Source organism: Pseudomonas atacamensis (assembly GCF_017167965.1).
In the GTDB taxonomy this organism is placed as follows: domain Bacteria; phylum Pseudomonadota; class Gammaproteobacteria; order Pseudomonadales; family Pseudomonadaceae; genus Aquipseudomonas; species Aquipseudomonas atacamensis.
In genome coordinates, this window is the sequence record NZ_CP070503.1 from 43,347 (window position 1) to 66,181 (window position 22,835).

The window sequence follows — 22,835 nt, forward strand, 5'->3', positions numbered from 1 at the left end:
CGTCATGGCCAAACCTGGATTTCGCCTCGCGCTGTTTGCCACCCTGCTGGCACTGATTGTCGTGCTGCTCGGCGCCTATACGCGCCTGACCCACGCCGGCCTCGGCTGCCCGGACTGGCCAGGCTGCTACGGCTTTATCAGCGTGCCAAAAAGCGAGGCGCAACTGGCCCATGCCGAACTGCATTTCCCTGACGCGCCAGTGGAGGCGCACAAGGGCTGGAACGAGATGATCCACCGCTACTTCGCCGGCACCCTCGGCTTGCTGATTTCAGTTTTGGCCGGGCGCGCCTGGGCCAACCGGCGCCATCCGGGCCAGCCGGTGAAACTGCCGCTGTTTCTGCTGGCGGTGGTCATCGCCCAAGCGGCGTTCGGTATGTGGACGGTGACGCTCAAGCTCTGGCCGCAAGTGGTCACCGGGCATTTGCTCGGCGGCTTTGCCACGTTGAGTCTGCTGTTCCTGCTGACGCTGAGGTTGTCCGGCGTGCTGCCGGCGCTGACCGTACCCAAGCGCCTGCAATACTGGGCGACGGCGGGGCTGCTGCTGGTGATAGGCCAGATCGCCTTGGGCGGCTGGGTAAGTTCCAACTACGCAGCGGTGGCCTGCATCGACTTCCCCACCTGCCACGGCCAATGGCTGCCGCAGGCGGACTTCGCCAATGGCTTTCACCTGACCCAGCACATCGGCCCGAATTATCTCGGCGGACAACTCGATAGCGACGCGCGCACGGCCATTCATCTGACACACCGCATCGGCGCTTTGCTGGTGACGGTCGTACTGCTCGGTCTGGCGTGGCAGTTGAAAGCGGTAGGCATGACCCGATTGGCCGGATTGCTGCTGATCGCCCTTGCGGCGCAGATCACCCTCGGCATCAGCAACGTGCTGTTTCATCTGCCGCTGCCGGTGGCCGTCGCCCATAATGCTGGCGGTGCGGCGCTGTTGCTGACGCTGGTACTGGTCAATTACCACGCCCGCACCAGCCTGCTGCGGGTGAGTCAACCGGTGCTGGCGCGCTGGCGCCTGAGTGCGCACAAACCTGTCGTCGCGCCCATCGCATTGAAAGGAGAAACGCCATGGCGAGTCTGATCGGCCAGCGTGCAGCGCAAGCGCTGTGGCGCGATTATCTGGAGCTGACCAAGCCGAAAGTCGTGGTGCTGATGCTGATCACCTCGCTGGTCGGCATGTTCCTCGCTACCCGCGCCGGCGTGCCGTGGACAGTGCTGGTGTTTGGCAATCTGGGCATTGCCTTGTGCGCCGGCGGCGCGGCGGCGGTCAATCATGTGGTCGATCGGCGCATCGATGCGGTAATGGCGCGCACGCACAAAAGGCCACTGGCCGAAGGCCGGGTTTCACCTGCGGCGGCGCTGACCTTCGCCCTGGTGCTGGCATTGCTCGGCCAGGCGCTGCTGCTGACGTTCACCAATCAGCTGACCGCTTGGCTGACCCTCGCCTCGCTGCTCGGTTATGCGGTGGTCTACACCGGTTTTCTCAAGCGTGCGACGCCGCAGAACATCGTCATCGGCGGCCTCGCCGGTGCCGCGCCGCCGCTGCTGGGCTGGACCGCCGCCACCGGCCATGTCAGCGCCGAACCGCTGTTGCTGGTGCTGATCATCTTCGCCTGGACCCCGCCGCACTTCTGGGCGCTGGCGATTCATCGCAAAGAGGAATACGCCAAGGCCGACATTCCGATGCTGCCGGTGACCCATGGCGAGCACTACACCAAAGTGCACATTCTCCTCTACACCTTCGCGCTGCTGGCAGTGAGTCTGCTGCCGTACGTGATTCACATGAGCGGCGCGCTGTATCTGGTCTGTGCGCTGGTGTTGGGCGCAAGGTTTCTGCAATGGGCCGTGGTGCTGTACCGTGGCACTCGGCCGCACGCGGCGATCAACACCTTCAAGTACTCTATTTATTACTTGTTCCTGTTGTTCATCGCCCTGCTCGTAGACCACTACTTACTGTTGAACCTATGACCCGAACCCAGAAAACCGTCTTCATCCTCGTCGCCGTGATCGCGCTGATCCTCGGGCTTACCGTGAATAAAGTGCTGAACGGCAAAGGCCAGGGCGATCCGACTGCGCTGATCGACGCCGGCATTATCCTGCTGCCGCAGAGCCGCAACCTGCCGGACGTGACCATGACCGATCAGGACGGCAAACCAGTTGCCATCGACGAGTTGAAAGGCAAGTGGAGTCTGTTGTTCTTCGGCTATACCTTCTGCCCGGACATCTGCCCGACCACCCTGGCGCAACTGCGGCAGATCAAGAGTGAATTGCCGAAAGAGGCTGTGGATAAATTGCAGATCGTGCTGGTCAGCGTTGACCCCAACCGCGATACGCCGAAGCAGTTGAAACAGTACCTGGGCTACTTCGATCCGCAGTTCATTGGCCTGACGCCTTCATCTATCGAGGAGCTGCAGAAGGTGGCGAACGCGGTGAGCATTCCGTTCATTCCCGCCGATACCAGCAAGCCGAATTACACCGTGGACCACAGCGGCAACCTTGCGGTGATCGGCCCGGACGGCACGCAGCGCGGGTTTATTCGCGCGCCGTTGAACAATGCCAAGCTGGTGGCGCAGTTGCCGGCGATGCTTGAGCGCAAGTGACAGTTCAAAAGCTGAAAAGCCCCTCACCCTAACCCTCTCCCAGAGGGAGAGGGGACTGACCGAGGTGTTTATTCGAATTGCGCCGACCTGCAATTGTGAGTCGATCTCAGGCTCGAAAAGCTTGAAGGTCGGCCCCCTCTCCCTCGGGAGAGGGCTGGGGTGAGGGGAAGCTTCAAGGCAGGTCGCAAGCCAGGCACCAGACACAAAAAAGGGGACGCGATTGGCGTCCCCTTTTTCATTGCAGCAACCTGAATCAGAACGCCGGCAACACCGCGCCTTTGTACTTCTCGGTAATGAACTGCTTCACTTCCGGGCTGTGCAGCGCAGCAGCCAGTTTCTTCATCGCGTCGCTGTCCTTGTTGTCCGCGCGGGACACGAGGATGTTCACGTACGGCGAGTCGTTGCCTTCGATCACCAGCGCATCCTTGGACGGATCAAGCTTGGCTTCCAGCGCGTAGTTGGTGTTGATCAGCGCCAGATCAACCTGAGTCAGCACGCGCGGGATGGTCGCGGCTTCCAGTTCACGGATCTTCAGGTCTTTCGGATTCTCGGCGATGTCTTTGACGGTCGACAGGATGTTTTTCGAATCCTTGAGCTTGATCACGCCAGCCTTGTCCAGCAGCAACAGCGCACGGCCGCCGTTGGTGGCGTCGTTCGGGATCACCACGTTGGCACCACCGGGCAGGTCCTTCAGATCCTTGAGCTTGCTCGAATAAGCACCCAGCGGCTCCAGGTGCACGCCGGTCACGGCGACGAGGCTGGTGCCCTTGGCCTTGTTGAACTCATCGAGGTACGGCTGGTGCTGGAAGAAGTTGGCGTCCAGACGCTTTTCAGCGACCTGTACGTTCGGCTGAATGTAGTCGGTGAAGACCTTGACCTTCAGATCCACGCCTTCCTTGGCCAGGGCCGGTTTGACGAACTCGAGGATTTCCGCGTGCGGCACCGGGGTGGCGGCAACGGTCAGGGTCTCGGCGTGGGCCGAAAACGCCGCAACAGCGGCGAAAGCAGCGATCAGTTTTTTCATTCAGCTAACTCCTTGTGAGGGCGCCCGCCAGCGAATGGCCCGCGCCTCTTGATTAAAAAACCGCTTATTTGCGCGAGAAATGCACGACCAGGCGGTCGCCAACCATTTGCAGCACTTGCACCAGAATCAACAGCAGCACCACGGTGACGATCATCACGTCAGTCTGGAAACGCTGGTAGCCGAAACGGATCGCCAGGTCGCCCAGACCACCGGCGCCGACCACACCGGCCATCGCCGTGTAGGACACCAGTGTAATCGCTGTCACCGTAATCGCTGCGAAGATGCCCGGACGGGCTTCCGGCAGCAAGGCGTTCATGATGATCTGCCGCGTGGTCGCGCCCATCGACTGGGTCGCTTCGATGATGCCGCGATCGACTTCGCGCAGCGCGGTTTCCACCAGACGCGCGAAGAACGGCGTAGCACCAACCACCAGCGGCGGGATCGCCCCGGCCACACCCAGCGAGGTGCCGGTGATCAGTACGGTGAACGGGATCATCACAATCAGCAGAATAATAAACGGCAGCGAACGCAAAATGTTCACCACCAGCGACAGCACGGCGTAGAGGCCACGGTTCTCCAGCAACTGACGCGGGCTGCAGAGAAACAGCAGCACGCCCAGCGGCAGGCCGAGCAGCACGGTGAACAGCAGCGAACCGCCGAGCATCAGCATGGTGTCGCCGGTGGCCAGCCAGATTTCGTACCAGTCGATATTGGCGAAGAAACTCATCAGGTCGGCCATTAGCGCAACACCTCCATGTGAACGTCAGCGGCGGTGAAGCGGGCAAACGCCGCCTCCATGTCGCCACCGGTGACAGCGAGGGTCAGTTGCCCGTACGGAATGTCTTTGATGCGGTCGATGCGACCGGCGAGGATGCTGTAGTCAACGCCGGTTTCCCGCGCGACGGTGCCGAGCAACGGCGCGTAGGTCGCCTCGCCCTGGAAGGTCAGACGCACGATACGCCCCGGCACGTGGGCGAAATCGTCACGCTGCTCGCTCTCGTCGATCTGCTCGCTTTCCTGGACGAAACGCTTGGTGGTCGGGTGCTGCGGATGCAGGAACACATCGGCCACCGGACCCTGCTCGACGATCACGCCAGCGTCCATCACCGCGACCTGATCGCAGACGCGCCGGATCACGTCCATCTCGTGGGTGATCAGGACGATGGTCAGTTTCAGTTCGCGGTTGATTTCGGCCAGCAGTTGCAGGACCGATGCCGTGGTCTGCGGGTCGAGGGCGCTGGTGGCCTCGTCGCACAGCAGAATTTTCGGCTTGGTCGCCAGCGCACGGGCAATGCCGACGCGCTGCTTCTGACCGCCGGACAGTTGCGCCGGGTACTTTTTCGCGTGGTCGGACAGACCGACCCGCGCCAGCAGCTCGGCCACGCGTTGATTGATTTCACTGCTCGACAGCTCACCGGCCAGGGTCAGCGGCAGGGCCACGTTGTCGGCGACGGTCTTGGAGGCGAGCAGGTTGAAGTGCTGGAAGATCATCCCGACCTGCTGGCGGAAACGGCGCAGGCCGTTGGCGTCCAGTGCGGTGACTTCTTCGCCGTCGACGATGATCTTGCCGCCACTGGAATCTTCCAGGCGATTGATCAGACGCAGCAGGGTACTTTTGCCCGCACCGGAATGGCCAATCAGGCCGAACACCTGGCCGTTCTCGATGGCGAGACTGGTCGGGTGCAGCGCGGGAATATCCTTACCGGCGACGCGGTAAGTCTTGTGGACGTTTTGAAACTCGATCACGTAGCGAACCTTGTGGGGCGCGTTGGAAAAGGATCAGCGGTTAGCCGGGCGCGCATTTTAGCCTGTCCGTATAGAGGTTCTTAGCATTTATTTCGCAATTAACCTTCAATTTGGCAATAACAAGATCAAAGGTCATAAAAAAGGAACGCTCCGAGCGCTTCATCAGTCACTAGTTAAGCGACTTGAAACCCCTGGGTGCCGTGCCCGGGAATCACTCAAGGGTCTGCGGAAGGCATCCGGGGCCAAACGAGGAGTTTACGTCTGATGAGCATCAAAAAGCCTGCACCTGATAAAAGCGAAATGGCCGGGACCGATACCCCGGATCGCGCCAACACCAACGCCAAGCTCGACAGCCTGGAAGAATTCCGTTCCGACGCCACCGGTCAGGCACTGCGCACCAATCAGGGCGTGAAGATCGCCGACAACCAGAACACCCTCAAAGCCGGGCCGCGCGGGCCTTCGCTGCTGGAAGATTTCATCATGCGTGAAAAAATCACGCACTTTGACCATGAGCGGATTCCGGAGCGCATCGTCCATGCGCGTGGTACCGGCGCGCACGGTTTCTTTCAGACCTACGAGAACCATGCAGCGCTGACCAAGGCCGGTTTCCTACAGGATCCGGGCAAGAAGACCCCAGTGTTCGTGCGTTTTTCCACGGTGCAGGGGCCACGGGGTTCCGGCGATACCGTGCGTGACGTGCGTGGCTTTGCGGTGAAATTCTTCACCGACGAAGGCAACTTCGACCTGGTCGGCAACAACATGCCGGTGTTCTTCATTCAGGACGCGATCAAGTTCCCGGACTTCGTCCACGCGGTGAAACCCGAGCCGCACAACGAAATCCCGACCGGCGGCTCGGCTCACGACACGTTCTGGGACTTCGTCTCGCTGGTGCCGGAATCGGCGCACATGGTCATCTGGGCGATGTCCGACCGGGCGATCCCGAAAAGCCTGCGCAGCATGCAGGGCTTTGGCGTACACACCTTCCGCCTGATCAACGCCGAGGGCAAATCACGCTTCGTCAAATTCCACTGGCGCCCTACCGCCGGCACCTGCTCGCTGGTGTGGGACGAGGCGCAGAAGCTCGCCGGTAAAGACACCGACTACCATCGTCGCGACCTGTGGGAAGCGATCGAAATGGGCGATTACCCGGAATGGGAACTGGGCGTGCAGATCGTCGAAGAAGAGAACGAACACGACTTTGATTTCGACATTCTCGACCCGACCAAGATCATCCCCGAAGAAATCGTCCCGATTACGCCGCTGGGCAAAATGACCCTGAACCGCAACCCGGACAACTTCTTCGCCGAAACCGAGCAGGTCGCTTTCTGCCCTGGCCACATCGTGCCAGGCATCGACTTCTCCAACGACCCGCTGCTGCAAGGTCGTCTGTTCTCCTACACCGACACGCAGATCAGCCGACTCGGTGGGCCGAACTTCCATGAGCTGCCGATCAACCGTCCGGTGGCGCCGTTCCACAACGGCCAGCGTGACGCACAGCACCGCACCACCATCGACAAGGGCCGCGCTTCTTACGAGCCAAACTCGATCGACGGCGGCTGGCCGAAAGAAACCCCGCCGGCGGCACAGGACGGTGGTTTCGAGAGCTACCCGGAGCGCATCGACGCAGCGAAGATCCGTCAACGCAGCGAGTCGTTCAGCGATCACTTCTCCCAGGCCCGCTTGTTCTTCAACAGCATGAGCGACCACGAGAAAGAGCACATCATCGCTGCCTACAGCTTCGAGCTGGGCAAGGTCGAGCGTGAGTTCATCCGTGCCCGTGAAGTGAACGAGATCCTTGCCAATATCGACCTGACCCTGGCCAAACGCGTGGCGGAAAACCTCGGCTTGCCGGCGCCAGCCAAAGGCACGGTCGAAGTGCGCAAGACCTCGCTGGAGCAATCGCCAGCGCTGAGCCAGGCCAACCTGCTGCCAGGTAATATCAAAACGCGCAAAGTGGCAATCCTTGCTGCCAACGGCGTTGATGCTGCGGCCATCGATGCGATGAAGAAAGCGCTGGAAGCCGAAGGCGCCCACGCGAAACTGCTTGGCCCGACCTCGGCGCCAGTCAAGACCGCTGACGGCAAGGCGTTGCCAGTGGATGCGTCGATGGAAGGTATGCCTTCAATCGCGTTCGATGCGGTGTTCGTACCGGGTGGCGCGGCGTCGATTACCGCGTTGAGCGGTGACGGCGTGGCGCTGCATTATCTGCTGGAGGCCTACAAGCACCTGAAGGCGATCGCGCTGCAAGGCGAGGCCAAGCAGTTGCAGGACTTGCTGAAGCTCGATGCGGATGCGGGGCTGTTGCAGGGGGCGGATGTGGGTGCGTTGACCAAGCCGTTCTTCGCCGCGATCGGCGAGCATCGGGTCTGGGCGCGGGAGCCTAAGGCCAAGGCGATTCCAGCGTAAAAGCAAAAGATCGCAGCCTTCGGCAGCTCCTACAGGATGTACTCAATCCCATGTAGGAGCTGCCGGAGGCTGCGATCTTTTTATGGCTTGCGCGGGCTTAAAACCATCTGCGCCGGCACTGTGCGCAAGATCTGCTTGTCGATCTGCAAATCAAAATCAGGATCGAGCTTCTTGACTCGCTTGCTCAGCAACGTCGCCAGCCACGGATAATCCGCGGTGCGCGGCGCCTGAATGCTGACGGCGCATTCGTAATTCACCACATCGGCGGCGATCGCATCGAGTTGTCGTTGCAGCTTGTGAATATCACCGATGTTCAACGCAACTGTGGTGCTCTCGGCGGTCGGGTCGATGACCTTGGCTTTCGGCCTGGCTTCGGCAGCCAGCAGCGCGGCCTCAGCCTTTTCCAGCTCGGCCTTGCGCGCTTCGGTGATCGCGCCGTTGACGCCGCCGGTCAGCGCCGGCGCCTTGGGCATCAGGGCGCGAGCACGGCTCAATGCAGTGGCTGCAGCGTTGACATCGCCTTTTTGCAGGACGATCTGGCTGCGGCGCAGGTACGCCTCGGCCAGCTGCCGCTGGTATTGCTCAAGGGATTGATCATTGGGGGTTGCGGCCTGCAACGCGGCCAACTGGTCTTCGGCGGTGGCCAGTTCGCTGCTGGCCAGGCTTTGCTCCAGCTGTGCGATGGCCGTAGCCCGCGCATCCGGGACTTCAGCCACCGGCGGCGTGCTTTGGCAGGCGCCCAGCAGCACTGAAAATGCGACAAGGAGCAGATAACGGGAGGCGAACGGCTTCATTCCTGCGACTCTCTAATTGCGCAAAAAGCGGCCAAGTCTACACCCCACGACGGGGCAGAACAAAACTCAACAGAAACAGCGCGGCTGCCGTCACCACGATCGACGGCCCCGCCGGGGTGTCCTTGAACCAAGACAACGCCAGCCCGCCGCACACCGCGAGCATGCCCAGCAGGCTCGCGCCCAGCGCCATCTGCTCCGGCGAACGGGCGTGACGCTGTGCCGCAGCCGCAGGGATGATCAGCAGCGAAGTGATCAGCAGCACCCCGACGATTTTCATCGCCACGGCGATCACCACCGCGATCAACAGCATCAGCGCCAAGCGCAAACCCGCAACCGGCAGGCCTTCGACCCGCGCCAATTCTTCGTGCACGGTGACCGCCAGCAGCGGCCGCCACAGCGTCACCAGCAACACCAGCACCGCCGCAGTGCCGCCGAGAATCCACGCCAGGTCGCTCGGACTGATTGCCAGCAAGTCGCCGAACAGATAGGCCATCAGGTCGATCCGCACTTCATGCATGAAGCTTAGTACCACCAGGCCGAGAGAGAGCGTGCTTGGCGCAAGAATTCCCAACAGCGTGTCGGACGCCAGCGGCTGACGCTGTTGCAGCGTCACCAAGAGCACCGCCAGCAGCAGGCAACCGACCGTCACCGCCACCGTCGGGCTGACGTCCAGCAGAAAGCCCAGCGCCACGCCAAGCAACGCAGCGTGGGACAGCGTATCGCCGAAATAGGCCATGCGCCGCCACACCACAAACGAGCCGAGCGGCCCGGCCACCAGCGCCAGGGCCAGACCTGCAAGCAGGGCATACAAAAGAAAATCAGCCATGCTTGCAGCCGTCTCCATGAACATGAGGTTGCCCGCCGAGCGGGCCTTTGACCACCGAACCGTGCAGGTCGTGGGCGTGGTCGTGATGGTGGTGATAGATCGCCAGACTCGGCGCGTTCTTGCCGAACAGCTCGACGAATGCCGGATCGCCGCTGACCTGCTCGGGGTGCCCGGAGCAGCAGACGTGACGGTTGAGGCAGACCACCTGATCGGTGGTGCTCATCACCAGATGCAAATCGTGGGACACCATCAGCACGCCGCAACCGTGGCGGTCGCGCAGCCGGGTGATCAGGCTGTACAGCTCGGCCTGCCCGGCCACGTCAACGCCCTGCACCGGCTCATCGAGCACCAGCAGCTCAGGCTCGCGCAGCAGTGCCCGAGCCAGCAGCACGCGCTGCATTTCGCCGCCGGAAACGCTCTGCACCGGGCTGTCGATTACGTGTTCAGCGCCGACTTCCTTCAACGCGGCCAAGGCACGCGAACGATCGACGCCAGGCACCAGGCGCAGGAAGCGCAGCACTGACAGCGGCAGGGTCGGGTCGACATGCAGCTTCTGCGGCATGTAGCCGACGCGCAGTTTCGGTTTGCGCCAGACGCTGCCGCTGTTTGGCTTCAACAGCCCGAGCACGGCGCGTACCAGCGTGGTCTTGCCGGCACCGTTGGGGCCGATCAGGGTGACGATCTGCCCCGGCTCGACGCTCAGCTCGATGTTGTCCAGCACGGTCTGCCCGGCAAACGTGACGGCGACCTGTTCCAGACGGATCAGCGCATTGCTCATCAGGCCCCCTGGCAACCGGCGCACAGACCAACCACTTCGACGGTCTGCGCTTCGACGATGAAACCGACGTCCTTGGCGCTGTTGATGATCGCGTCGCTGATTACTTTTTGTTCAAGTTCGATCGCGGCGTGGCACTCGCGGCAGATCAGGAACTGGCCCTGATGCGCGTGTTCAGGATGCACGCAGCCAACGAAGGCGTTGAGCGACGAGATGCGATGGACCAGGCCGTTTTCCAGCAGGAAATCCAGTGCGCGGTACACCGTAGGCGGCGCGGCGCGGCGGCCATCCTGCTCGCTGAGCACCGCAAGGATGTCGTAGGCACCCAGTGGCTTGTGGCTCTGCCAGACCAGTTCCAGCACACGGCGGCGCAGGGCGGTCAGACGCAACCCTTTCTGCGCGCACAAGGTATCGGCCTCGGACAGAGCGCTGTGCACGCAATGGGAGTGGTCGTGGGGACGGCTGGCAATCGGGGTAATAGGCATGAGCGGCGACGAGATTTGCTGGAGACGTTATTATGTTACCCGTTCTCGCTTCCTTGAGTGGTCATCGTGTCCCGACTTTTTTCTGTTTTTGTGGCTTTTGTTGCCAGTTTTCTGCTGATCGGTACGGCTCAGGCCGAGGTCAAAGTGCTCACCAGCATCAAACCGTTGCAGTTGATTGCCGCTGCCGTGCAGGACGGCGTGGCGATTCCCGAGGTCCTGCTGCCGCCGGGTGCCTCGCCGCACAATTACGCCCTGCGCCCATCCGACGTACGGAAGGTGCAGTCGGTCGATCTGCTCTACTGGATCGGCCCGGACATGGAAGGTTTCCTGCCGCGCGTACTCGGCGGTCGCAGCCTGCCGAGCGTCGCGGTGCAGGATCTGCCAGGCCTGAAGCTGAGGCATTTCGGCGCGGACAACCATTCCCATGCCGAAGAAGCCGACGAGCATGATCACGATCATCGCCCCGGCTCGCTGGATGCACATTTGTGGCTGTCACCGGTCAATGCGCGGGTGATCGCCGACAAAATGGCTGCCGACCTCAGCGCCGCCGACCCGGCCAATGCCCAGCGTTATCAGAGCAATGCCAAAGCCTTCGATGCACGTCTGGATGCGCTGGATCAGCGTTTGAAGAAGCGCTTGGCCAATGTCGAAGGCAAGCCGTACTTCGTCTTTCACGAGGCCTTTGATTATTTCGAAGACGCTTACGGCCTGAAGCACGCGGGCGTGTTCGCAGTGGCCGCCGAAGTACAGCCCGGCGCCCAGCATGTCGCGGCGATGCGCAAGCGTTTGCAAGAAGTAGGCAAGACCTGTGTGTTCAGCGAGCCGCCATTGCGTCCGCGCCTGGCGGAAACGCTGGTGGCCGGTTTGCCGGTGAAACTCGCCGAGCTGGATGCGCTGGGTGGTTATACGCCGGCGACCGCTCAGGGATATGAGCAGGTGCTGGAAAAACTCGGCAATGATCTGGCCGGATGCCTGGAATCGTTGTAATCCGCAAAACCCTGTGGGAGCGAGCTTGCTCGCGAAAGCGGTGGGCCAGTCAACGGATATGCTGAATGTGCCGACGCATTCGCGAGCAAGCTCGCTCCCACAGGTTCGGGTTGTCTTTCAGAATCGATTCACAGGGCAAAGGGCAACGGTGTATTGACCTTCTGCCGCTGCGCCAACCGCTGCTCGAATTCCTGCGGATCGTGAATCAACACATCCTGCCCGGCGAACTGCTCGGCGGCGATCAAGCGTGACAGCCAGAACCGCACACAGGCCACACGCAACATCGTTGGCCAGAGCTCAGCCTCCGCCGCCGTGAACGGGCGCAGCGCCGCATAGGCACCGAGAAACGCACGCGCACGCGGGCCATCGATCACGCCCTCCTCGTCAGAACACCAATCATTCAAGGCAATTGCCACGTCGTACAGCATCGGCCCCGAGCAGGCGTTGTAGAAGTCGATCAGCCCGGTCAGGTGGGTGCCTTCGAACATGGCGTTGTCGCGGAACAGGTCGGCGTGAATGTTCGCCCGAGGCAGTGCAAGGATCTTGTCTTTGCGCTCGGTGATCTCATCCAGCGCCTTTTGCAGCAAGGCACGCGGCTCATCGCTCAGGTGCGAGAGAAATTCAGTGCCCTCCTCCAGCATCCAGTCCAGACCACGATCGGTCTTGCGCTTGATCATGCGCTCGCCTTGGGTCGCCAGGTGCAGATGCGCCTGTAACTCGCCGACCTGGGCGCAGTGCTGGGCGTTAGCGACTTTGATGTGCTTGCCGGACAGGCGCGGTTGCAGCAGCGCCGGTTTGCCTTTGAGCTCACGCAGGGCCAAGCCGTCGGTGGTGCGCAGGGCGTAAGGCACCGGCAGTTCGGCTTCGTGCAGCACGTCGAGCAGGTCGATGAAGAACGGCATCTCCTGCACCGGGCCGCGCTCGACCAGGGTCAGGACAAACTCGCCCTGCTCCAGACTGATGAAGAAATTGGTGTTTTCGCTGCCGGCGGCGATCCCCTGGAAATCAAGCAGGCGGCCGAGCCCGTAAGGGGCGAGAAAGGTTTCCAGCTCGGGCCGAGCCAGGGGAGTGAACACAGACATTGAAAACTGCTCAGTTTTGGCGCCGCAGTCAGGCGACGCCGATTAAAAATCGGGAAGCTTACTTCCAGGTAAAGATTTCCCACGACGGAATCAGCATATCCGGCTGGTCGGATCTGATGTAATTGGCGTCCGAACCATCGGCGCGCACCAGGAAATACGGTTTGCCCTTCTTGGGCGTGACCTTGATCGCATAGACGAAGCCATTCCGGCTGTACTCCTGAATGGTTTTGTCCCCCTCCGTGCGGATAGTGACCTCGGGGTCGCCGCCCGGCGCATCATCCGCCGCCATCGCGGCCAGTGGTGAGACAGCGATCAACCCGACCAGCAGCAAGCGATTTAACGTACGCATGATAACCTTGTCCCTTTGTCGTCAACGGTCCCGCTATTCTAGCCCCGGACCCGCCGAAAAGGTTGATCCTGCTCATGAGCCAAGCCCCCCTCGTCCTGGTGGACGGTTCGTCTTACCTGTACCGCGCCTTTCATGCACTGCCGCCACTGACCACGTCCAAAGGCCTGCCGACCGGTGCGGTCAAAGGCGTGCTGAACATGCTCAAGAGTCTGCGCAAACAGTACCCGGACAGCCCCTTCGCCGTGGTGTTCGACGCCAAGGGCGGAACATTTCGCGATGAGATGTACGCCGAATACAAGGCCAACCGGCCAAGCATGCCCGATGACATGCGCGTGCAGATCGAGCCGCTGCACCAGAGCGTGATCGCCCTCGGCTTCCCGCTCCTGTGCGTCGACGGCGTCGAGGCCGACGACGTGATCGGCACCCTCGCCCGCAGTAGCGCAGCGGCGGATCGCCCGGTGATCATCTCCACCGGTGACAAGGACATGGCGCAACTGGTCGATGGCCACATTACCTTGGTCAACACCATGTCCGGTAGCTCGATGGATGTGGAGGGCGTTAAGGAGAAATTTGGCGTCGCACCGGAGCAGATCATCGATTATCTGGCGCTGATGGGCGATTCGTCCGACAACATCCCGGGCGTGCCGGGCATCGGCCCGAAGACGGCGTCCGGCCTGCTGGTTGGCGTCAACGGCGGTCTGACCGAGCTGTACGCCAACCTCGACATCGTGCCGACCCTGCCGATCCGTGGCGCAAAAACCTTGCCGGCCAAGCTCGAAGAGCACCGGGAGATGGCTTTCCTGTCCTATCAACTGGCGACCATCAAGGTCGATGTGCCGCTGGATATCGGTCTCGAGGATCTGCAGATGGGCCAGGAGGATCCGGCCAAACTCTACGAGCTGTACACCCTGCTGGAATTCAAGAGCTGGCTCAATGATCTGGATCGCGATGCCAAGCGTCTGGAACTGAGCGCGGCGGCCGAACCTGCGCCGGCGGGCGATCTGTTCAGCGCCCCGCAAGCCGAGGCACCTGCTGCCCCTGCCGAGGCCGCGTACGAAACCATCCTCGATCAGGCCCGCTTCGACGTCTGGCTGGAAAAACTGCGCAACGCCAAACTGATCGCCTTCGACACCGAAACCACTGGCATCGACGCGCAGCAGGCGCAACTGGTTGGCCTGTCGTTCGCCGTACAGGCCAACGAAGCCGCGTACATCCCGCTGACCCATTCCTACATCGGCGTGCCGGAGCAGCTGGATCGCGACACCGTGCTGCGCGCACTCAAGCCGATTCTGGAAGACCCGAACAAACTCAAGGTCGGCCAGCACGCCAAGTTCGACATGAACATTCTGGCCAACTGCGCCATTGGCGGCGATCAGAGTGAAGGCATCAGCGTGCGCGGCATCGCCTTCGACACCATGCTTGAGTCCTACGTACTCAACTCCACCGCAACCCGCCATGACATGGACAGCCTCGCGCAGAAATACCTCGACCACACCACGGTGAGCTTCCAGGACATCGCCGGCAAAGGTGCCAAGCAGCTGACCTTCGACCAGATCGCCCTGGAACAGGCCGGGCCGTACGCCGCTGAAGACGCCGACATCACCCTGCGCCTGCATCAGGCCCTGTTCGACAAGCTCAGCGCGATTCCGAGCCTGGCCAGCGTGCTGACCGACATTGAGATCCCGCTGGTGCCAGTGCTGGCGCGCATCGAACGCCAGGGTGCGTTTGTCGATGCCGAGTTGCTGGGCATTCAGAGCATTGAGCTGGGCAACAAAATGGTCGCGCTGGAGCGTGAAGCCTTCGAAATCGCCGGGGAAGAATTCAACCTCGGCTCGCCGAAGCAGCTGGGCGTGATTCTTTATGAAAAGCTCGGCCTGCCGGTGCTGAAGAAAACCGCCAAGGGCCAGCCGTCCACCGCTGAAGAAGTGTTGGCGAAACTCGCCGAAGACGATCACCGCTTGCCGAAGGTGCTGATGGAGCACCGCTCGATGAGCAAGTTGAAAAGCACCTACACCGATCGCCTGCCGGAGCAGATCAACCCGCGCACCGGGCGCATCCACACCTCGTATCACCAGGCTGTGGCTTCGACCGGGCGCCTCTCCTCCAGTGATCCGAACCTGCAGAACATTCCGGTGCGCACTGCCGAAGGCCGACGCATTCGTCAGGCGTTCGTCGCGCCCAAAGGCTACAAACTGCTGGCGGCGGACTATTCGCAGATCGAACTGCGGATCATGGCGCACCTGTCCCGTGACGAAGGCCTGATGAACGCCTTCCGCAACAATCTCGACGTGCACACTGCAACCGCTGCCGAAGTATTCAAGGTCGAGCTTGATCAAGTGACCTCCGACCAGCGTCGCAGCGCCAAGGCGATCAACTTCGGTCTGATCTACGGCATGGGCGCGCAGAAGCTCGGCAAGGATATCGGCGTCGACACCAAGACCGCCAAGGCTTACATCGACACCTACTTCGCCCGTTATCCAGGCGTGCGCGAATACATGGAGCGTACCCGCGCGCAAGCGGCGGATCAGGGTTACGTCGAAACTTTCTTCGGCCGTCGCCTGTACTTGCCGGAGATCAACTCGAACAAGCCGCAGGAACGCGCTGCGGCAGAACGCACGGCGATCAACGCGCCGATGCAGGGCACGGCAGCGGACATCATCAAGAAAGCCATGGTGGCTGTGGATAACTGGCTGGCGACGTCGGGTCTGGACGCGCGGGTCATCCTGCAAGTGCACGACGAACTGGTGCTGGAGGTTCGCGAGGATCTGGTCGAGCAGGTCAGCGCCGAAATTCGTACGCACATGAGCGAAGCGGCGAAACTGGATGTGCCGCTGCTAGTGGAAGTTGGCGTGGGCAACAACTGGGATGAGGCGCACTGAGTATTGCCAGAGTTGCCGCGACCTACCGTCGCGGCAACTGCCGGGAATCCGGCTTAGATCGAAAGACGCTTGAGGCTATTCCAAAGCTTTTTGAAAAAAATCTGAACTAATCTGTCGATCGAACACTCAGAGGTACTGAATGGCTGGTGAAGCCCTTCGATGCTCCTATGTTGTGTTAAGTGTTGGCAGATATCTGAACCCCGCCCTAGCGGTTCGGAACTTGAACCCCGGAACTTCTCCCTCCCCAATGAAGTCCGGGGCTTTTTTTGCCCCAAAACTGGCTGTGATGCCGTCATGCTGCGTTAAAAGCACCGCTAAAAATGCTCATTTAGGTACCCTAAACTCCGCTTTTTAGCGGTGCTTTCGCCTTGCCTGACAGCACCACAGTCAGTTTTGAAATTGTCTTACTCGGCTGCCGCCTCGGCGCCTTTGTCTGCCAGTTCCATCCAGTCGGCCAGTACAGTGTAGGCCTCTTCCAGGCCCATGCGTTTTGGTGCGGAGAACAACTGGATGGTGATCGAGTCGCCCCAGCCTTTGCGGATTTCCGACTGTACTTTCAGCAGGGTGTTCTTGGCTGCGCCGTAGGTGAGTTTGTCGGCTTTGGTCAGCAGGATGTGCATCGGCATGCCGGCGGCGACGGCCCAGTCGAGCATCAGCAGGTCGAAGTCGGTCATCGGATGGCGGATGTCCATCATCAGGATCAGACCTTTCAAACTCTCCCGACCACCGAGGTAAGCCTCGAGGTGGCGCTGCCAGTGTTGCTTGAGCGGGATCGGTACTTTTGCATAACCGTAGCCCGGCAGGTCGACCAGACGGCGATCATCGTCTAGCTTGAAGAAGTTCAACAGCTGTGTGCGACCCGGAGTTTTCGAGGTGCGCGCCAGGCTGGCGTGGGTCAGGGTGTTCAGCGCGCTGGATTTGCCAGCGTTGGAACGACCGGCAAACGCCACTTCGAAGCCTTCGTCGTCAGGGCATTGATCGACTTTGGCGGCACTGAGCATGAACGTGGACTGTTGGCACAGGCCGAGGATGGGATTCTTGAGTTGCATGGGATTTCCGATGTGGGCGGCGCCGGGATTGGGCGCGGAACGCGGTGTCGCTTCCGTTTCAGTGACGCCAGTATATAATGCCGCAGATTTTGTGTGTGCTTTGTCCCAGCGAAGGATGAAGTTCACGAGAGCGACAGACTTTGATTGCGCATTAGAACGCAGAACGCTCTCAACCCTGAAAAGGTCGTTTTATGACGAAATGGCTGCTGGCTGCCGGAGTCTTGATGCCGCTTTACAGCGCACAGGCTACACAGGATCCGGAAGCTGTGTACAACCGTGTTTGTGGTGCCTGTCATTCCGGCCAACTACCCATGGCGCCCGCAAGAGGCGATCAGGAAGCTTGGACGCCGAGGTTGGCGAAAGGTATGGGGACGCTGGTGCAACACGTGACCCAGGGTTTCAAGGCGATGCCGCCGCGTGGTTTGTGCATGGACTGCAGTGCCGAGGATTACCAGGCCATCATCCTGTGGATGAGCGAGAGTAAGCCCGGTCCATAACTTAACCCTTAGCCGTAGTTGGATTAGCTGATGAACAAATTGATCGTGAGTCTGCTGTTGACCGTGGGAATTTCAGGTGTCGCCCATGCTGCCGGCGATGCCGCAGCAGGCCAGGCCAAAGCTGCCGTGTGCGGAGCCTGCCATGGCCCGGACGGCAACAGCATGGCGCCAAACTTTCCGAAACTGGCAGGTCAAGGTGAACGCTACCTCGACAAGCAATTGCACGACATCAAGTCGGGCAAGCGCGTGGTGCTGGAAATGACCGGGCTGCTGACCAACCTGAACGATCAGGATCTGGCCGACATCGCCGCATACTTCGCCAGCCAGAAAGGCAGCGTCGGCGCCGCCGATCCGAAGATCGTCGCTCGCGGTGAAGCGCTGTTCCGTGGCGGCAACCTGGAAAAAGGTCTGCCGGCCTGCACCGGCTGCCACTCGCCGAACGGCTCCGGCAATGCTGCAGCAGGCTTCCCCCATCTGGGTGGCCAGCATGCGCAATACATCGCCAAGCAGCTGACCGATTTCCGCAAGGAAGACGGCGGTCGCGCCAACGACGGCGACGCGATGACCATGCGCACCATCGCACGCAAGCTGAGCGACGAAGACATCGCTGCGGTTTCCAGCTACATCCAGGGCCTGCACTGAGGCCCTGAATCGAGGGCTGAACGAGGCGCGCAGCGCCGGCCACGTTAACGCTCGATTAATCCTTCGCAGCAAGTATAAAAAGGGTGGCTTTGGCCGCCCTTTTTTGTGGCCGCTGCCGTTACACTACAGCACTCATGCCCGCCAGGATCTGTGTCGCAACAGGTCGAGCGAGGCGACCCAAATTGTTCAGGAGTAAAGCATGCGTAATCTGATCATCAGCGCCGCCCTCGTCGCTGCCAGCCTGTTCGGCGTCACCGCCCAGGCCGCTGAAGCCCCTGCCGCCCCTTACGTCGAACTGGCCAACCCGGTGCCGGTGGCAAAGCCTGGCAAAATCGAAGTGGTCGAGCTGTTCTGGTATGGCTGCCCGCATTGCTACGCTTTTGAGCCAGTGATCAATCCATGGGTTGAAAAACTGCCGTCCGACGTCAACTTCGTGCGCATCCCCGCCATGTTCGGCGGCCCATGGGACGCTCACGGTCAGATGTTCCTGACTCTGGAAGCCATGGGTGTCGAGCATCAGGTACACAACGCCGTGTTCAACGCGATCCAGAAAGAGCACAAGAAGCTCACCGACAAGAACGACATGGCTGACTTCCTCGCCACTCAAGGCGTGGACAAGGACAAGTTCCTCGCCACTTTCGACTCGTTCGCTATCAAAGGCCAGATCGTCAAGGCCCGTGAGCTGGCGAAGAAGTACGAAATCACTGGCGTGCCAACCATGATCGTCAATGGTAAATACCGCTTCGACATCGGCTCTGCCGGTGGTGCCGAGCAAGCATTGAAGCTGGCTGACGATCTGGTCGCCAAAGAGCGAGCGGCTAACAAGGCTGCTGCCAACTAAGCGCGGCATTCGCCATGCGCCGCTGGAAGTCCGAACGCATCGTTGGCCTGCATGATCCGCAGGTCAACGAGCATCATCTGGCGTCTACGGGCCTGCCCGCAGACCAGCGTCTGCGCTTGCTCAGCTTTAACATTCAGGTCGGCATCAGCACCGAGCGCTATCGGCATTACCTGACCCGCAGCTGGCAGCATCTGCTGCCGCACACCGGGCGTTCCGGCAATCTGCAAAAGATCGGTGACCTGCTCGGCGACTTCGATCTGGTCGCCCTGCAGGAAGCCGATGGCGGCAGCCTGCGCTCAGGCTACGTCAATCAGGTCGAACATCTGGCCCACCTCGGCGCCTTTCCCTACTGGTATCAACAACTCAATCGCAACCTCGGTCGACTGGCCCAGCACAGCAATGGCGTGCTCAGTCGCCTGAAGCCGTGGGCGATCGAGGATCACCCGCTGCCCGGCCCGAAAGGTCGCGGCGCGATCCTGCTGCGCTTCGGCGAAGGTCCGGAGGCACTGGTGGTGGTGATGATGCATTTGGCCCTCGGCGCGCGGACGCGCAGCCTGCAACTGGCCTACATTCGTGATTTGATCAGCGGGTTCAAGCATCAGGTGCTGATGGGCGACATGAATACCCATGCCAGCGACCTGCTCGAACACTCGCCGTTACGCGATCTCGGCCTGCTGGCCCCGCAGGTGGAAGCGACCTTCCCCAGCTGGCGCCCACAGCGTTGCCTCGATCATATCCTGCTCAGCCCGACCCTGACTCTGGAAAAGGTCGAGGTGCTGGCCCAGCCCATTTCCGATCACCTGCCGGTCGCGGTGGAAATTCGTCTGCCGGGTTCGCTCACGGCCGACGCATTGCCCGCGTTGAGCCCTGCCCCTCGCGGAACCTGTGAATGAGCGACGACGCCCAGCGCTGGAAAGAGAAGTACCTCAAGAGCATCGAACAGCAGGACAAGCTCGAACGCCGCTGGGCCGCGCGACTCGACCTGCTGCGGCGCGGTCTGGTGCGCAGCACGCTGGCGGCCGAGGGCACCGACAAGGTTGTCGATCAGTGCATGAAAGAAATGCGCGAAGTCGTGCGTACCGATGACATGGACGCAGGCCTCGCCGCCCTGCTGCCGCGTCTGGAAAAGGCCGTGCTCGACTCCGAGCAGCGCCGTGAAACGCGCATTGATCAGGTCAGCACCGCGCTGACAGCGCTGGTCACCCAGTTGCAGGCCCTGCCACTGCCGCGCGAAGTCGCGCAACCGCTGAAGAAATTCGCCAAGCAACTGGACAGCCGCGTCGGTCAGGCACGGGAAATGCCGCTGCTGTTGAGCGAACTCAGTGGCTTGCAGGGCAAGGCCTTGAGTCAGTTGGAAACGCCTGTCGAGCCGGGGCGACCGGGGTTGTTGCAGCGTTTGTTTGGTAGTCGCGACAGTGAAGAAGCCGTTGCACCGGCGGCCGACATACCAGCAACACCAGTGCCGCAGCTGGTCGAAGCTCAGCAGCCTGAACCGGAGCCTGCGCAATCGACACCGGTGGCCAACGCGGAGCCAGCGATCGCAGCGCCCGAGACCGTCATCGAAACGCCTGTCCAGACGCCGCCTGATGAGCCGCAAGTCGTTGCGTTCGCTACGCCTGTGGTCGCCGTTGAAGCCGAGCCAGTGCAGGTTGAACCAGCCCCTGACACCGAGATGACCGTCGCTGCGCCAGCAACCGAGGCGTTTAACCCCGATGAACTGATCCACCCCGGCGATCCGTCGCCGCTGATTCTCGATAGCCTGCCCTTGCCCGAGCCGATCGCTCAGGCCTTGGCCGCCATCGACCCGGAGCAGCCGGAACACGACATCCTCTTCGCTCTGCCGGATTCTCCGGAGCCGTCCTACAGCTCCGTGGCCCGACATATCGAAGACACGCTGATCGGCCTGCTCGACGACCTGACCCTGCCCGAGCGCCACCGGCCGCAAGCCGAAGCCATGCGCGAGCGGCTCAAACACGGGTTGAACTGGTACGAACTGTTGCCGATCCTCGACGATCTCGCGACTTTGATGCTGGCGATTACCGACAGCGGTCAGCACGAATTCGAAGCCTATCTGCAACAGCTCAACGAACGCCTCGAAGCGTTTCAGAGCAACCTGCAAGCGGCCAGCGAAGGGCATGCCGACAACAGCTCGGCGGCGCGGGCCATGGACACGCAGATTCGCGAGCAGGTCGACGGCTTGCAGAGCAGCGTCCAGCAAGCAGCCGACCTCGATGACCTCAAGCATGTGCTGGAGAATCACCTGGAAGGCCTGCTGGGAACGATGGACCAGCACCAGAAACAGCGCGACGCCCGCGAACAGGAAGTCGCTGCCAGATTGAAGAGCCTGTCGGAGCGAGTGGCGCATATGGAACAGGAAGCCATGGGCTTCCGTGAACACCTTGAAGAGCAGCGGCAGAAAGCCCTGATCGATCCGTTGACCGGCCTGCCCAACCGTGCGGCGTGGAGCGAACGCCTTGAGCATGAAATCCAGCAATGGCAGCAGCACGGCAACACCCTCAGCCTGGCCATGCTCGACCTCGATCACTTCAAGCGGATCAACGACAGCTATGGCCATCTGGCCGGCGACAAAGTGCTGAAGATCATCGCCACGGTATTGCGCAAACGCCTGCGCGGCTCGGATTTCATCGCCCGGTTTGGTGGTGAAGAGTTCGTGCTGTTGCTGCCCGCGACGCCACCAGCGGTCGGCGCGAAACTGCTGGAAACCCTGCGCGCGGCGATCGAAGCCTGCCCGTTTCATTTCAAGGGCGAGCGAGTGACCATCACCATTTCCATGGGGCTGGCCGCGTTCCGAGTGGGAGAACACAGCGATCTGGTGCTGAAAAGAGCCGATCAGGCGCTCTACCGAGCAAAAAACGCCGGGCGCAACCGAGTCGAGCTCGGCTAAGGCAATTGTTCCATTTTGTTTAAATCCGCCCGCTGGCGGACTCTGAGCAAATCCGTACGTTACACTGTTGCATTATCGTTTTCAGCGTATCGTCCTCTGCCATGAAATTCCTTGCCCTTGTTGCCTCGCTGTTCGTCCTCGCCGGTTGCGCCAGCGGCCCGCGTTACGACACCAGCCACCCTTCGGCCAATTACGACAGCCGCATCCAGTTTGTCGTGGTGCATTACACCTCCGCGTCGCTGGAGCGCTCGCTGCAATTGCTGACCCATGGCGACGTCAGCAGTCATTACCTGATTGGCGATGACAAGAGCGCCACCGTGTACAAGCTGATGGACGAAAACCAGCGCGCCTGGCACGCCGGCGAAAGTCAGTGGCAGGGCCGTACCTGGCTGAACTCCAGTTCCATCGGCATCGAAATCGTCAATCCCGGCTACAAGGACACCTCGACAGGGCGCCTGTGGTATCCGTACAGCGAAGCGCAGATCGAATCGTTGATCACCCTGCTCAAGGACATCAGCAAACGCAACGGCATCAGCCCGCGGCACATCATCGGTCACAGCGACATCGCGCCGTTGCGCAAGCTTGATCCGGGGCCACTGTTCCCCTGGAAACGTCTCGCCGCCGAAGGCCTTGGCCTGTGGCCGAACGAGCAAGCGGTGGCGCGTCAGCAGGCTATTTTTAACAGCAACCCGTTGCCGGAGATCGGCTGGTTCCAGGCGCAACTCGCGCGTCTGGGTTACGACACGCCGCAGACCGGCGAGCTGGACGTCGCCACGCGGCATGTCCTCGCCGCGTTCCAGATGCACTACCGTCCTGCCCGCTTCGACGGCACGCCGGACGCACAAACCGCAGCACTTCTTTTAGTCCTCAATCAGACAAAATAATGACGCCCGCCCGACGGTCAGGGCGAAATCGCAATCAGCAGCTATAACTCATGGTAATTCT

Annotated in this window: 22 protein-coding genes; 12 read left to right on the forward strand and 10 right to left on the reverse strand. The window is 61.2% G+C overall.

What is annotated here, in order from left to right; all coding sequences use genetic code 11:
* Nucleotides 1–4 precede the first annotated feature (4 nt).
* Genes JWU58_RS00230 through JWU58_RS00240 form a run of 3 tightly spaced genes read left to right on the forward strand, consistent with a single transcriptional unit; the run spans nucleotide 5 to nucleotide 2,603 of the window.
* Nucleotides 5–1,084, forward strand: a complete 1,080-nt coding sequence (locus tag JWU58_RS00230; protein ID WP_137214556.1) for a COX15/CtaA family protein — start codon at nucleotides 5–7, stop codon at nucleotides 1,082–1,084.
* Nucleotides 1,072–1,971, forward strand: a complete 900-nt coding sequence (gene cyoE / locus JWU58_RS00235) for a heme o synthase (RefSeq protein ID WP_122612891.1) — start codon at nucleotides 1,072–1,074, stop codon at nucleotides 1,969–1,971. The genes JWU58_RS00230 and cyoE overlap by 13 nt, the downstream gene beginning before the upstream one ends.
* Entirely contained in the window at nucleotides 1,968–2,603 is a 636-nt protein-coding gene (locus JWU58_RS00240; RefSeq protein ID WP_076564836.1) for an SCO family protein, read from the forward strand. Before cyoE ends, JWU58_RS00240 begins: the two co-directional genes overlap by 4 nt.
* Before the next feature lie 253 nt (nucleotides 2,604–2,856).
* Here JWU58_RS00240 and JWU58_RS00245 read toward each other — a convergent pair whose 3' ends face one another.
* From JWU58_RS00245 to JWU58_RS00255, 3 genes are all read right to left on the reverse strand, one after another.
* Nucleotides 2,857–3,627, reverse strand: coding sequence for a MetQ/NlpA family ABC transporter substrate-binding protein (locus tag JWU58_RS00245; protein ID WP_016772336.1), 771 nt, complete (start codon nucleotides 3,625–3,627; stop codon nucleotides 2,857–2,859).
* A gap of 64 nt (nucleotides 3,628–3,691) precedes the next feature.
* Nucleotides 3,692–4,366 (reverse strand): methionine ABC transporter permease, encoded by a 675-nt coding sequence (locus JWU58_RS00250; protein ID WP_016772337.1) that lies wholly within the window; start codon nucleotides 4,364–4,366, stop codon nucleotides 3,692–3,694.
* Nucleotides 4,366–5,373 (reverse strand): methionine ABC transporter ATP-binding protein, encoded by a 1,008-nt coding sequence (locus JWU58_RS00255; protein WP_016772338.1) that lies wholly within the window; start codon nucleotides 5,371–5,373, stop codon nucleotides 4,366–4,368. The genes JWU58_RS00250 and JWU58_RS00255 overlap by 1 nt, the downstream gene beginning before the upstream one ends.
* Nucleotides 5,374–5,637: 264 nt before the next feature.
* On the opposite strand from JWU58_RS00255, the gene katE reads away from it, so the two are divergent.
* On the forward strand, nucleotides 5,638–7,779 hold the full coding sequence (katE, locus tag JWU58_RS00260) for a catalase HPII (protein WP_206421304.1): 2,142 nt from the start codon (nucleotides 5,638–5,640) through the stop codon (nucleotides 7,777–7,779).
* A gap of 80 nt (nucleotides 7,780–7,859) precedes the next feature.
* Here katE and JWU58_RS00265 read toward each other — a convergent pair whose 3' ends face one another.
* Genes JWU58_RS00265 through JWU58_RS00280 form a run of 4 tightly spaced genes read right to left on the reverse strand, consistent with a single transcriptional unit; the run spans nucleotide 7,860 to nucleotide 10,659 of the window.
* Entirely contained in the window at nucleotides 7,860–8,573 is a 714-nt protein-coding gene (locus JWU58_RS00265) for a PA5502 family lipoprotein (RefSeq protein WP_024014992.1), read from the reverse strand.
* Nucleotides 8,574–8,610: 37 nt separating this feature from the next.
* Nucleotides 8,611–9,399, reverse strand: a complete 789-nt coding sequence (gene znuB, locus JWU58_RS00270; protein ID WP_016772340.1) for a zinc ABC transporter permease subunit ZnuB — start codon at nucleotides 9,397–9,399, stop codon at nucleotides 8,611–8,613.
* Nucleotides 9,392–10,177: a zinc ABC transporter ATP-binding protein ZnuC gene (gene znuC / locus JWU58_RS00275; RefSeq protein ID WP_024014991.1), complete on the reverse strand. Its 786-nt coding sequence runs from the start codon at nucleotides 10,175–10,177 to the stop codon at nucleotides 9,392–9,394. Before znuC ends, znuB begins: the two co-directional genes overlap by 8 nt.
* Nucleotides 10,177–10,659 carry a Fur family transcriptional regulator gene (locus JWU58_RS00280; protein ID WP_122612889.1) on the reverse strand — a complete coding sequence of 161 codons (483 nt, stop codon included), beginning with the start codon at nucleotides 10,657–10,659 and terminating at the stop codon, nucleotides 10,177–10,179. Before JWU58_RS00280 ends, znuC begins: the two co-directional genes overlap by 1 nt.
* 66 nt (nucleotides 10,660–10,725) lie before the next feature.
* Between JWU58_RS00280 and JWU58_RS00285 the strand changes: the two genes are divergently transcribed.
* The gene (locus JWU58_RS00285) at nucleotides 10,726–11,646 is read left to right on the forward strand and encodes a zinc ABC transporter substrate-binding protein ZnuA (RefSeq protein ID WP_081489867.1); all 921 of its coding nucleotides are present in this window, start codon (nucleotides 10,726–10,728) and stop codon (nucleotides 11,644–11,646) included.
* Nucleotides 11,647–11,774: 128 nt separating this feature from the next.
* On the opposite strand, the gene JWU58_RS00290 is transcribed toward JWU58_RS00285, so the two are convergent.
* Together JWU58_RS00290 and JWU58_RS00295 are read right to left on the reverse strand one after the other, a co-directional pair.
* The gene (locus JWU58_RS00290) at nucleotides 11,775–12,728 is read right to left on the reverse strand and encodes a homoserine kinase (RefSeq protein WP_110644676.1); all 954 of its coding nucleotides are present in this window, start codon (nucleotides 12,726–12,728) and stop codon (nucleotides 11,775–11,777) included.
* A 58-nt stretch (nucleotides 12,729–12,786) separates the two neighbouring features.
* A complete protein-coding gene (locus JWU58_RS00295) occupies nucleotides 12,787–13,077 on the reverse strand; it encodes a DUF2782 domain-containing protein (RefSeq protein WP_024014988.1) in 291 nt (96 codons plus the stop codon).
* Between the two features lie 74 nt (nucleotides 13,078–13,151).
* Between JWU58_RS00295 and polA the strand changes: the two genes are divergently transcribed.
* Nucleotides 13,152–15,956: a DNA polymerase I gene (gene polA / locus JWU58_RS00300; protein WP_206421305.1), complete on the forward strand. Its 2,805-nt coding sequence runs from the start codon at nucleotides 13,152–13,154 to the stop codon at nucleotides 15,954–15,956.
* Between the two features lie 404 nt (nucleotides 15,957–16,360).
* On the opposite strand, the gene yihA is transcribed toward polA, so the two are convergent.
* Nucleotides 16,361–17,005, reverse strand: a complete 645-nt coding sequence (yihA, locus tag JWU58_RS00305) for a ribosome biogenesis GTP-binding protein YihA/YsxC (protein ID WP_039757139.1) — start codon at nucleotides 17,003–17,005, stop codon at nucleotides 16,361–16,363.
* 191 nt (nucleotides 17,006–17,196) lie between these two features.
* On the opposite strand from yihA, the gene JWU58_RS00310 reads away from it, so the two are divergent.
* From JWU58_RS00310 to JWU58_RS00335, 6 genes are all read left to right on the forward strand, one after another.
* On the forward strand, nucleotides 17,197–17,502 hold the full coding sequence (locus tag JWU58_RS00310) for a c-type cytochrome (protein ID WP_016772347.1): 306 nt from the start codon (nucleotides 17,197–17,199) through the stop codon (nucleotides 17,500–17,502).
* 30 nt (nucleotides 17,503–17,532) lie between these two features.
* Complete coding sequence (locus tag JWU58_RS00315) at nucleotides 17,533–18,144, forward strand: c-type cytochrome (RefSeq protein ID WP_016772348.1); 612 nt, start codon at nucleotides 17,533–17,535, stop codon at nucleotides 18,142–18,144.
* 199 nt (nucleotides 18,145–18,343) lie between these two features.
* The gene (locus tag JWU58_RS00320) at nucleotides 18,344–18,985 is read left to right on the forward strand and encodes a thiol:disulfide interchange protein DsbA/DsbL (protein ID WP_016772349.1); all 642 of its coding nucleotides are present in this window, start codon (nucleotides 18,344–18,346) and stop codon (nucleotides 18,983–18,985) included.
* Nucleotides 18,986–18,999: 14 nt separating this feature from the next.
* The gene (locus JWU58_RS00325) at nucleotides 19,000–19,878 is read left to right on the forward strand and encodes an endonuclease/exonuclease/phosphatase family protein (protein ID WP_016772350.1); all 879 of its coding nucleotides are present in this window, start codon (nucleotides 19,000–19,002) and stop codon (nucleotides 19,876–19,878) included.
* Nucleotides 19,875–21,890, forward strand: a complete 2,016-nt coding sequence (locus tag JWU58_RS00330; RefSeq protein ID WP_206421306.1) for a GGDEF domain-containing protein — start codon at nucleotides 19,875–19,877, stop codon at nucleotides 21,888–21,890. The genes JWU58_RS00325 and JWU58_RS00330 overlap by 4 nt, the downstream gene beginning before the upstream one ends.
* A gap of 101 nt (nucleotides 21,891–21,991) precedes the next feature.
* Nucleotides 21,992–22,774, forward strand: a complete 783-nt coding sequence (locus tag JWU58_RS00335) for an N-acetylmuramoyl-L-alanine amidase (RefSeq protein ID WP_206421307.1) — start codon at nucleotides 21,992–21,994, stop codon at nucleotides 22,772–22,774.
* The last annotated feature ends 61 nt before the right edge of the window (nucleotides 22,775–22,835 follow it).

Coding starts and splice junctions, on each gene's coding strand:
- JWU58_RS00230 (WP_137214556.1), top strand. CDS start 5: ATGGCCAAACCTGGATTTCGCCTCGCGCTGTTTGCCACCCTGCTGGCA.
- cyoE (WP_122612891.1), top strand. CDS start 1,072: ATGGCGAGTCTGATCGGCCAGCGTGCAGCGCAAGCGCTGTGGCGCGAT.
- JWU58_RS00240 (WP_076564836.1), top strand. CDS start 1,968: ATGACCCGAACCCAGAAAACCGTCTTCATCCTCGTCGCCGTGATCGCG.
- JWU58_RS00245 (WP_016772336.1), bottom strand. CDS start 3,627: ATGAAAAAACTGATCGCTGCTTTCGCCGCTGTTGCGGCGTTTTCGGCC.
- JWU58_RS00250 (WP_016772337.1), bottom strand. CDS start 4,366: ATGGCCGACCTGATGAGTTTCTTCGCCAATATCGACTGGTACGAAATC.
- katE (WP_206421304.1), top strand. CDS start 5,638: ATGAGCATCAAAAAGCCTGCACCTGATAAAAGCGAAATGGCCGGGACC.
- JWU58_RS00265 (WP_024014992.1), bottom strand. CDS start 8,573: ATGAAGCCGTTCGCCTCCCGTTATCTGCTCCTTGTCGCATTTTCAGTG.
- znuB (WP_016772340.1), bottom strand. CDS start 9,399: ATGGCTGATTTTCTTTTGTATGCCCTGCTTGCAGGTCTGGCCCTGGCG.
- znuC (WP_024014991.1), bottom strand. CDS start 10,177: ATGAGCAATGCGCTGATCCGTCTGGAACAGGTCGCCGTCACGTTTGCC.
- JWU58_RS00280 (WP_122612889.1), bottom strand. CDS start 10,659: ATGCCTATTACCCCGATTGCCAGCCGTCCCCACGACCACTCCCATTGC.
- JWU58_RS00290 (WP_110644676.1), bottom strand. CDS start 12,728: ATGTCTGTGTTCACTCCCCTGGCTCGGCCCGAGCTGGAAACCTTTCTC.
- JWU58_RS00295 (WP_024014988.1), bottom strand. CDS start 13,077: ATGCGTACGTTAAATCGCTTGCTGCTGGTCGGGTTGATCGCTGTCTCA.
- polA (WP_206421305.1), top strand. CDS start 13,152: ATGAGCCAAGCCCCCCTCGTCCTGGTGGACGGTTCGTCTTACCTGTAC.
- yihA (WP_039757139.1), bottom strand. CDS start 17,005: ATGCAACTCAAGAATCCCATCCTCGGCCTGTGCCAACAGTCCACGTTC.
- JWU58_RS00310 (WP_016772347.1), top strand. CDS start 17,197: ATGACGAAATGGCTGCTGGCTGCCGGAGTCTTGATGCCGCTTTACAGC.
- JWU58_RS00315 (WP_016772348.1), top strand. CDS start 17,533: ATGAACAAATTGATCGTGAGTCTGCTGTTGACCGTGGGAATTTCAGGT.
- JWU58_RS00320 (WP_016772349.1), top strand. CDS start 18,344: ATGCGTAATCTGATCATCAGCGCCGCCCTCGTCGCTGCCAGCCTGTTC.
- JWU58_RS00325 (WP_016772350.1), top strand. CDS start 19,000: ATGCGCCGCTGGAAGTCCGAACGCATCGTTGGCCTGCATGATCCGCAG.
- JWU58_RS00330 (WP_206421306.1), top strand. CDS start 19,875: ATGAGCGACGACGCCCAGCGCTGGAAAGAGAAGTACCTCAAGAGCATC.
- JWU58_RS00335 (WP_206421307.1), top strand. CDS start 21,992: ATGAAATTCCTTGCCCTTGTTGCCTCGCTGTTCGTCCTCGCCGGTTGC.